This is a genomic window from Methylobacterium sp. WL116 (genome assembly GCF_008039455.1).
GTDB lineage: Bacteria > Pseudomonadota > Alphaproteobacteria > Rhizobiales > Beijerinckiaceae > Methylobacterium.
Genome location: NZ_VRUV01000904.1, coordinates 1 through 1,061, shown reverse-complemented (window position 1 = coordinate 1,061; position 1,061 = coordinate 1). Strand labels below are relative to the sequence as shown.

Genomic DNA, 1,061 nt, shown 5'->3' with positions numbered 1-1,061 from the left:
CGTGGCGGCGCGGCCGGCGGTGCGCGCGACGATGGCGCGGACGGTCTCCGGGGGGAGGGCGCCGAGCGCCCCGTTCTCCGGGTCCTTGGCGTCGATCAGGTCGGCCCCGGCGCGGATCGCGGCCTCGGCCTCGGCGGCGTCGCGGACGCTGACGAGGAGGCGGGGGAGGGGATTTGTCGGAAACGGAGGTGCGGACTCGGACACGGGCGACCTGAACGGGGACGGCTCGGGGGCGGCGCGGGCGCCGGACGACATCACGACTTGCCGGGCAGGGGCTCGGCGAGCAGGCGGTTCTTGACGATCCAGCGCATGGCATGCGTCCAGGTGTCGTCGGTGTCGGCCCGGATCACCACCTGCCCGCCGCGCACCACCTTGCCGGTGGCGGCGTCGGCGATGACGACGTTGAGGTTGAAGATCTGGCCCGACCCCTTCTCCACATAACCGGTCACGGCGAGATCCGCACCCAGGGCCTTGGCGATCGGGGCGGCGCAGCCGTCGCACTTGTAGAGCGGCCCCTGCTTGCTCACCTCGGCCGCCTGCGGCGCGGTGTCGACGGGCTCCAGGCCGCCCTTGTCCTTGAGCGCGCCGCGCAACTCGTCGGTGACCAGCGCGAGCTTGCGCGCCTCGTCGGGCCGGGCCTTGCGGCCGCCGACGACGCCCGGATCGAACAGCTCGACCGGGAAGACCGCGGCCTTCGACGGCTCGGCCGCCGCCGCGCCCGGAGGGCAGGCGGCGAGCACGAGGGGAACCGCGAGGCGGCAGGCGCGAAGGGCGCCGTCGCGAAAGATCGTGCCGCGAAGGATCATGACGGAACTCCAGTCGGAGGCATCGGCGCCGGCCGCAACGCCGGCCGCATCCCGGCATAAGGTCGCGCGGCGGGGAATTTTGGCAATGATCGGGGCGCGCTTAACGTTTGAGTCCGCGCCCGGAATGCTGTTACGTCCCGCCCCCATGCACGCCTCCCTGCACGCCATCCTGCACGATCCTGCACGTTCCCTCGGTGCTGCGGTGCTGCTCGCCCTGGCGCTGGCCGGCCCGGCGGCAGCCCAGGAGCCCGCCGC

At 73.5% G+C, this 1,061-nt stretch carries 2 protein-coding genes; both read right to left on the bottom strand.

Going from position 1 to position 1,061, the window contains the following annotated elements; genetic code table 11:
• Positions 1 to 255: (5-formylfuran-3-yl)methyl phosphate synthase (locus tag FV223_RS28335; protein ID WP_281407484.1), on the bottom strand; the 255-nt coding region annotated here is incomplete at its 3' end.
• Positions 255 to 806 carry a DUF3280 domain-containing protein gene (locus tag FV223_RS28330; protein ID WP_147729965.1) on the bottom strand — a complete coding sequence of 184 codons (552 nt, stop codon included), beginning with the start codon at positions 804 to 806 and terminating at the stop codon, positions 255 to 257. The genes FV223_RS28330 and FV223_RS28335, both read right to left, overlap by 1 nt.
• Positions 807 to 1,061 lie beyond the last annotated feature (255 nt).